The following is an 8,315-nucleotide window of genomic DNA, read 5'->3' on the forward strand; positions in this document are numbered from 1 at the left end:
AACCGTCCGCCCGCGCCCGCGGCCGCCCCCCCACGAGAGGGGTTGCCCGTCTTTGCGTTTCCGCAGGTCAGGGGCGCTTTAGCGGCAAGATTTGATCGATCATCGCTCATCTGAACCCGCCTGGTGACACCTGAGAGAAAATGTTGGCACTCGGTGTCTTGCCGACTGGCACGCCGTGCCATAACTTGAAATCAGTCCGGGCGGCCGGCGCATAGAGAACCTCCGTGCGCCGGCTGTCCCCTCAAGTCTCTTGAGCGCCCGGACGCCTGCGTCACAGGCACCTCCCGCGCACACCAACGCGCCGCCACAGCACGGCTCTCGCACAGACGAGCTCAGCAGTCTCCGCCGAACCGACGGCACCACCACAGCAGTTCCTCACCCTCACCCCGACGTACCGCATTTCGCCGGAGGCAACACCGTGAAGGAAATCCTGGACGCGATCCAGTCGCCGGACAGCACCCCGGCCGACTTCGCCGCACTGCGCATCCCCGAGTCGTACCGGGCGATCACCGTGCACAAGGACGAGACCGAGATGTTCGCCGGGCTCGAGACCCGCGAGAAGGACCCGCGCAAGTCGATCCACCTCGACGAGGTCCCCGTGCCCGAACTCGGCCCGGGCGAGGCCCTGGTGGCCGTGATGGCCTCGTCGGTGAACTACAACTCGGTGTGGACCTCGATCTTCGAGCCGCTCTCCACCTTCGGTTTCCTCGAGCGCTACGGCCGGGTCTCCGAGCTCACCAAGCGGCACGACCTGCCGTACCACGTCATCGGTTCCGACCTCGCGGGCGTCGTCCTGCGCACCGGCCCGGGTGTGAACGCCTGGAAGCCCGGCGACGAGGTCGTCGCGCACTGCCTGTCCGTGGAGCTGGAGTCCTCGGACGGCCACAACGACACGATGCTCGACCCCGAGCAGCGCATCTGGGGCTTCGAGACCAACTTCGGCGGCCTCGCGGAGATCGCGCTCGTCAAGTCCAACCAGCTGATGCCCAAGCCCGGCCACCTCAGCTGGGAGGAGGCCGCCGCCCCCGGCCTGGTCAACTCCACCGCGTACCGCCAGCTCGTCTCGCGCAACGGCGCGGCGATGAAGCAGGGCGACAACGTGCTGATCTGGGGTGCTTCGGGTGGACTCGGCTCGTACGCCACCCAGTTCGCGCTGGCCGGCGGCGCCAACCCCATCTGTGTGGTCTCCAGCGACCAGAAGGCCGAGATCTGCCGGAAGATGGGCGCCGAGGCGATCATCGACCGCAACGCCGAGGGCTACAAGTTCTGGAAGGACGAGCAGACCCAGGACCCCAAGGAGTGGAAGCGCTTCGGCAAGCGCATCCGTGAGTTCACCGGCGGCGAGGACATCGACATCGTCTTCGAGCACCCGGGCCGCGAGACCTTCGGCGCCTCCGTCTACGTCACGCGCAAGGGCGGCACCATCACCACCTGCGCCTCGACCTCGGGCTACATGCACGAGTACGACAACCGCTACCTGTGGATGTCCCTGAAGCGCATCATCGGCTCGCACTTCGCCAACTACCGCGAGGCGTGGGAGGCCAACCGCCTGATCGCCAAGGGCAAGATCCACCCGACGCTCTCCAAGGTCTACTCCCTGGAAGACACCGGGCAGGCCGCGTACGACGTGCACCGCAACCTCCACCAGGGCAAGGTCGGCGTGCTCGCGCTCGCGCCGCAGGAGGGGCTCGGTGTGCGGGACGAGGAGATGCGCGCCAAGCACCTGGACGCCATCAACCGCTTCCGGGACATCTGATGACGGCGCCTCAGGAGCGGAAGAAGGACCGGCCGTGGCTGATGCGCACGTACGCCGGCCACTCCACCGCCGAGGCCTCCAACGCCCTCTACCGGGGCAATCTCGCCAAGGGCCAGACCGGTCTGTCCGTCGCCTTCGATCTGCCCACGCAGACCGGCTACGACCCGGACCACATCCTGGCCCGCGGCGAGGTCGGCCGGGTCGGCGTGCCGGTCTCGCACCTCGGTGACATGCGCCGGCTGTTCCAGGACATCCCCCTGGAGCAGATGAACACCTCGATGACCATCAACGCCACGGCCATGTGGCTGCTCGCGCTCTACCAGGTGTGCGCCGAGGAACAGGGCGCGGATATCGCCCAGTTGCAGGGCACGACGCAGAACGACATCGTCAAGGAGTACCTGTCGCGCGGGACGCATGTCTTCCCGCCCGTGCCGTCACTCCGCCTGACGACCGACATGATCGCCTACACGGTGTCCCACATCCCCAAGTGGAACCCGATCAACATCTGCAGCTACCACCTCCAGGAGGCGGGGGCCACACCGGTCCAGGAGATCGCGTACGCGATGTCCACCGCCATCGCCGTTCTCGATGCCGTACGCGACGCAGGGCAGGTCCCCGAAGAGAAGTTCGGGGATGTCGTCGCCCGTATCTCCTTCTTTGTGAACGCGGGAGTCCGCTTCATCGAGGAGATGTGCAAGATGCGGGCGTTCGGGCGGATCTGGGATCAGATCACGCGCGAGCGGTACGGCATCGAGAACGCGAAACAGCGCAGGTTCCGCTACGGGGTGCAGGTCAACTCCCTCGGCCTGACCGAGGCGCAGCCGGAGAACAACGTCCAGCGGATCGTCCTGGAGATGCTGGCCGTCACCCTCTCCAAGGACGCCCGCGCCCGCGCCGTACAACTCCCGGCGTGGAACGAGGCGTTGGGACTGCCGCGGCCCTGGGACCAGCAGTGGTCGCTCCGTATCCAGCAGGTTCTCGCGCACGAGAGCGATCTGCTCGAGTACGAGGACATCTTCGCGGGCTCGCACGTCATCGAGAAGAAGGTCGACGAGCTGGTCGCCGATTCACTGGCCGAGATCGAGCGTATCCAGGAGATGGGCGGCGCGATGGCGGCCGTCGAGTCCGGCTACCTCAAGTCGCAGCTGGTCTCCTCGCACGCCGAGCGGCGGGCACGGATCGAGGGCGGCGAGGAGAAGATCGTCGGCGTCAACATCTACGAGACGACCGAACCCAACCCGCTCACCGCGGACCTGGACACCGCGATCATGACGGTGGACCACGCGGTCGAGGCCAAGGTCGTGCGGGCGATCGGCGAGTGGCGCACGACCCGTGAGGAGTCCAGCGACCGGCAGGGCCTGGGCGATCCGTTCCACTACCCGACGACCCGGCAGGCGATCGAGCGCCTCAAGGAAGCGGCGGCCGGCACGGAGAACCTTATGGAGGCCACGCTCGAATGCGTGCGCGCCGGGGTCACGACCGGCGAGTGGGCGGGGGCGCTGCGCGAGGTGTTCGGCGAGTTCCGGGCACCCACGGGCGTCTCCTCGGCGCCGGTCGCGGTCACCGCGGAAGAGGGCTCCCCTCTTGCCCTCGTCCGCGAGAAGGTGCGCCGCACCGGCGACGAACTCGGCGGCAAGCTGCGTCTGCTCGTCGGCAAGCCCGGGCTCGACGGGCACTCCAACGGTGCCGAGCAGATCGCCGTACGCGCCCGTGACGCCGGCTTCGAGGTGATCTACCAGGGCATCAGGCTCACGCCCGAGCAGATCGTCTCGGCCGCGCTCGCCGAGGACGTGCACTGCGTCGGCCTGTCCATCCTGTCCGGCTCGCACGCCGAGCTGGTCCCGGATGTGCTCGCGCGGCTGCGCGAAGCGGGGGCGGCCGAGGTGCCCGTCATCGTCGGGGGCATCATTCCCAGCGCCGACGCCGCGCAGTTGAAGGCCGCCGGAGTGGCCGCCGTCTTCACGCCGAAGGACTTCGGCATCACGGAGATCATCGGCCGTATCGTCGACGAGATCCGCACAGCGAACCAGCTCGACCCTCTGGAGGTCCCCGCATGACCAGCCCTGTGAACCGCCTTCGCCCGCGCCGCTCCTGTCTCGCGGTGCCGGGGTCGAATCCGCGCTTCCTGGAGAAGGCCCAGGGCCTGCCCGCCGACCAGGTCTTCCTCGACCTGGAGGACGCCTGTGCGCCGCTCGCGAAGCCCGAGGCGCGCCACACCATCGTCAAGTTCCTCAACGAGGGCGACTGGACGGGCAAGACGCGGGTCGTGCGGGTCAACGACTGGACGACCGAGTGGACGTACCGCGATGTCGTCACCGTCGTCGAGGGCGCGGGCCAGAACCTCGACTGCATCATGCTGCCGAAGGTCCAGACAGCCGAGCAGATCGTCTCGCTCGACCTGCTGCTCACCCAGATCGAGAAGACGATGGGCTTCGAGGTCGGCAAGATCGGCATCGAGGCGCAGATCGAGAACGCGAAGGGCCTCAACAACGTCAACGCGATCGCGGAGGCCTCCCCCCGCATCGAGACGATCATCTTCGGCCCGGCCGACTTCATGGCCTCCATCAACATGAAGTCCCTGGTGGTCGGCGAGCAGCCGCCCGGCTATGACGCCGACGCGTACCACTACATCCTGATGAAGATCCTGATGGCCGCCCGCGCCAACGACCTCCAGGCGATCGACGGCCCCTACCTGCAGATCCGCAACGTGGACGGCTACCGCGAGGTCGCGGGGCGCGCCGCCGCGCTCGGCTTCGACGGCAAGTGGGTGCTTCACCCCGGCCAGGTCGAGGCGTCGAACGAGATCTTCTCGCCCTCGCAGGAGGACTTCGACCACGCCGAACTCATCCTGGACGCGTACGAGTACTACACGTCCGAGGCCGGCGGCAAGAAGGGCTCGGCGATGCTCGGCGACGAGATGATCGACGAGGCGAGCCGGAAGATGGCGCTCGTCATCTCCGGGAAGGGACGTGCGGCCGGTATGCGGCGCACGTCGAAGTTCGAAGCCCCGGAGGCATAACAACCATGCAGTTCGGCCGCACCTACGAAGAGTTCGAGATCGGCGCCGTCTACAAGCACTGGCCCGGAAAGACGGTCACCGAGTACGACGACCACCTCTTCTGTCTGCTCACCATGAACCACCACCCGCTCCACATGGACGCGAACTATGCGGAGCGGACGACGGACTTCGGCAAGAACGTCGTCGTGGGCAATTACATCTACTCCCTCCTTCTCGGCATGTCCGTCCCGGACGTCTCCGGCAAGGCGATCGCCAACTTGGAGGTCGAGTCGCTCAAGCACGTGGCGCCGACCTTCCACGGCGACACGATCTACGGCGAGACGACCGTGCTCGACAAGACGCCTTCGAAGTCGAAGAGCGACCGCGGAATCGTCTACGTCGAGACCAAGGGCTACAAGCAGGACGGCACGCTCGTCTGCGTCTTCCGCCGCAAGGTCATGGTCCCCACCGAGACGTACATCAAGGAGCGCGGCGGCGAGCAGCCCGGCCGCCCGACCCCTTCTCACTAACTGCTAGCAGGAGCGCTGAGACATGGCACGACTCGCCCAGACCGCCGGCCTGACGGACATCCAGCAGGAAATCCTGTCCACCGTGCGGGACTTCGTGGACAAAGAGATCATTCCGGTCGCCACCGAGCTCGAGCACCGCGACGAGTACCCGCAGGACATCGTCGACGGGCTCAAGGAGTTGGGCCTGTTCGGCCTGATGATCCCCGAGGAGTACGGGGGCCTGGGCGAGTCGTTGCTGACGTACGCGCTCTGTGTGGAGGAGATCGCGCGCGGCTGGATGTCCGTGTCCGGGATCATCAACACGCACTTCATCGTGGCGTACATGCTCAAGCAGCACGGCACACAGGAGCAGAAGGACCACTTCCTGCCGCGGATGGCGGCCGGTGAGGTCCGGGGTGCGTTCTCGATGTCCGAGCCCGGTCTCGGCTCGGATGTGTCGGCGATCACGTCGAAGGCGGTCAAGGACGGTGACGACGAGTACGTCCTGAACGGCCAGAAGATGTGGTTGACCAATGGCGGAACGTCAACTTTGGTCGCCGTTCTCGTACGAAGTGACGAAGGACACCCCGAGGGCACTCCGGCCCATAAGTCGATGACGACCTTCTTGATCGAAAAGGAGCCGGGGTTCGGCGAGGTCCGACCGGGTCTGACCATTCCGGGAAAGATCGACAAGATGGGGTACAAGGGGGTCGACACCACCGAACTCATCATGGACGGCCTGCGAATTCCGGCCAATCGCGTCCTGGGTGGTGAGACGGGCCGCGGTTTTTACCAAATGATGGACGGGGTCGAGGTCGGTCGCGTGAATGTCGCAGCGCGTGGCTGTGGCGTCGCACAACGTGCTTTCGAGCTCGGCGTCTCCTACGCCCAGCAACGCCACACTTTCGGAAAGCCGATCGCCCACCACCAGGCGATTCAGTTCAAGCTGGCCGAAATGGCCACCAAGGTCGAAGCGGCGCATGCGATGATGGTGAATGCAGCACGCAAAAAGGACACAGGCGAGCGAAACGACCTCGAAGCAGGGATGGCGAAGTACCTCGCCTCCGAGTACTGCAAAGAAGTCGTGGAGGACGCGTTCCGTATCCACGGTGGTTACGGGTTCTCCAAGGAGTACGAGATCGAGCGTCTCTACCGCGAAGCCCCGATGCTGCTGATCGGTGAAGGTACCGCCGAGATCCAGAAAATGATCATTGGTCGAAGGCTGCTCGAGGAATATCGAGTTCAGGGCTGAACATCCCTTTTGGGGTGGTTCGTCAAGGGCGAAGATCACACCCTGTGAGCGCTGTTCGGCCTCCGACTCGGCTTCCTGGCTTGCCCAGTTGCGGTGCGCAACCGCTACCATCCCGGGAAAGCCGCCGTCCCCCGTCACAGCGCGGCATCATCCGCTACGAAGGTCATCCATGCCCCACAGCCAGAACTCTGCACCAAGCGACACCCCCCGCGGCGTACGCCTTGCTCGCGGAGCGTCGCCGTGGCTTCTGCCGACCGTCGCCACCGCAGCTCTCAGCCTCGTCCGCTCGCGTCGCTCCGGCGCCGCGAAGGCCGTCGCCGTACCCGCCACCGCTCTGGCGGCGGGCATGCTGTGGTTCTTCCGCGACCCCGAGCGCGAGATCGCTCAGGGCCGGGTCATCTCCCCGGCCGACGGTGTGGTGCAGAGCATCATGCCGTGGAAGGACGGGCGCACCCGCGTCGCGATCTTCATGAGCCCGTTGAACGTGCACGTCAACCGCGCGCCCCTCGCGGGCACGGTGACGTCGGTCGAGCACATCCCCGGTGGTTTCGTCCCGGCGTTCAACAAGGAGAGCGAGAACAACGAGCGCGTTGTCTGGCACTTCGACACCGAGCTCGGCGACATCGAGATGATCCAGATCGCGGGAGCGGTCGCGCGTCGCATCGTGCCGTACGTGCCGCAGGGCACCAAGGTCGAGCAGGGCGAGCGCATCGGTCTGATCCGCTTCGGCTCGCGCGTGGACATCTACCTGCCCGAGGGCATCGAGGTGGATGTGGAAGTGGGGCAGAAGACCGTGGCTGGGGTGACTCGCATTGACCGTGGTTGATCCTGATACACAGGCCGGCTGGGTCCCGGAAGCCGAGGAGGACGACGAGGAGGAAATGCCTCTGTCGCTCCGCCTCTCAATAGCGGACACCCTCACCCTCGGGAACGCCACCTGCGGGTTCATGGCGGTGTACTTCACCACCACCGGCATCCTCATCCCGCACTTCACGGGCAGTGAAGAAGTGGGCATGGCACAGCGCAGCGCGGCCACGGCCGTGATCCTGATGCTGTGTGCCGCCGTCTTCGACCTGTTCGACGGCCTGGTGGCGCGCAAGCTGCGTTCCTCGCCGATGGGCGCCGAGCTGGACAACCTCTCGGACCTGATCAGCTTCGGGCTCGCGCCCGCGTACTTCGTGCTCGTCTACGGCATGGTGACGGACGGCGCCCACCAGAAGGTGGCCGCGGTCGGCGCGATCGTGGTCCTGTTGGCGGTGGTGCTGAGGCTTGCGCGGTTCTCGTGCGTCACGGTGAAGGACGGCACCTTCCAGGGCATGCCGTCCCCGTTCGGAGCGCTGACGGTCGTCTCGATCGTGCTGCTCGAGCTGCCGTTCGTCGCGACGCTGCTCGCGGTCGCCGGTACGGCCTGGCTGATGGTGAGCCGGGTCGAGTACCCGAAGCCCCGGGGCCGCCTGGCCGTCGCGATGCTGTCGTGGATCGTGCTCAGCATGGGTCTGCTCGCGGCGTGGGCGTTCGACGCTCCCGGTGGCCAGCTGCTCCTGCAGACGGGCTGTGCGCTGCAGCTCGTGCTCGGTGCGGTCATCCCGCTGTTCGCCACGGCTCGCCGGGTGAACAACTTCCGGGACAACCGGCGCGAGGCACGGGCGGCGCAGCTTCCCTAGCCTGCGGCGCAGCTTCCCTGGCCTGCGGGCCCAGCTTTCCCGGCCTGTACGTGACGAAGGGCCCCGGACCGTATCGGTTCGGGGGTCTTCCCCCTGCCTCGGGGGAGGGCCGGCGCGGGGCCCCCGCGGCCGTCCC

At 66.6% G+C, this 8,315-nt stretch carries 7 protein-coding genes; all 7 read left to right on the forward strand.

All coding sequences use genetic code 11. The features are described from left to right. Nucleotides 1-418 precede the first annotated feature (418 nt). The 7 genes from ccrA to pssA all read left to right on the forward strand — a co-directional run bounded on the left by ccrA (nt 419) and on the right by pssA (nt 8,179). Nucleotides 419-1,756 (forward strand): crotonyl-CoA carboxylase/reductase, encoded by a 1,338-nt coding sequence (ccrA, locus tag JAO81_RS03345; RefSeq protein WP_199546206.1) that lies wholly within the window; start codon nt 419-421, stop codon nt 1,754-1,756. Beyond that, nucleotides 1,756-3,813 (forward strand): protein meaA, encoded by a 2,058-nt coding sequence (locus tag JAO81_RS03350; protein WP_199546207.1) that lies wholly within the window; start codon nt 1,756-1,758, stop codon nt 3,811-3,813. Before ccrA ends, JAO81_RS03350 begins: the two co-directional genes overlap by 1 nt. After that, nucleotides 3,810-4,775, forward strand: a complete 966-nt coding sequence (locus JAO81_RS03355) for a CoA ester lyase (RefSeq protein WP_199546208.1) — start codon at nt 3,810-3,812, stop codon at nt 4,773-4,775. The genes JAO81_RS03350 and JAO81_RS03355 overlap by 4 nt, the downstream gene beginning before the upstream one ends. A gap of 5 nt (nt 4,776-4,780) precedes the next feature. Continuing rightward, nucleotides 4,781-5,284 carry a MaoC family dehydratase gene (locus JAO81_RS03360; protein WP_199546209.1) on the forward strand — a complete coding sequence of 168 codons (504 nt, stop codon included), beginning with the start codon at nt 4,781-4,783 and terminating at the stop codon, nt 5,282-5,284. A gap of 22 nt (nt 5,285-5,306) precedes the next feature. Further along, on the forward strand, nt 5,307-6,515 hold the full coding sequence (locus JAO81_RS03365; protein WP_199546210.1) for an acyl-CoA dehydrogenase family protein: 1,209 nt from the start codon (nt 5,307-5,309) through the stop codon (nt 6,513-6,515). 169 nt (nt 6,516-6,684) lie between these two features. Then, on the forward strand, nt 6,685-7,341 hold the full coding sequence (locus JAO81_RS03370) for a phosphatidylserine decarboxylase (RefSeq protein WP_199546211.1): 657 nt from the start codon (nt 6,685-6,687) through the stop codon (nt 7,339-7,341). 55 nt (nt 7,342-7,396) lie between these two features. After that, entirely contained in the window at nt 7,397-8,179 is a 783-nt protein-coding gene (gene pssA, locus JAO81_RS03375) for a CDP-diacylglycerol--serine O-phosphatidyltransferase (RefSeq protein ID WP_165331696.1), read from the forward strand. Nucleotides 8,180-8,315: the final 136 nt, after the last annotated feature.

Origin of the sequence: Streptomyces sp. N35 (assembly GCF_016464295.1) — a bacterium.
GTDB lineage: Bacteria > Actinomycetota > Actinomycetes > Streptomycetales > Streptomycetaceae > Streptomyces.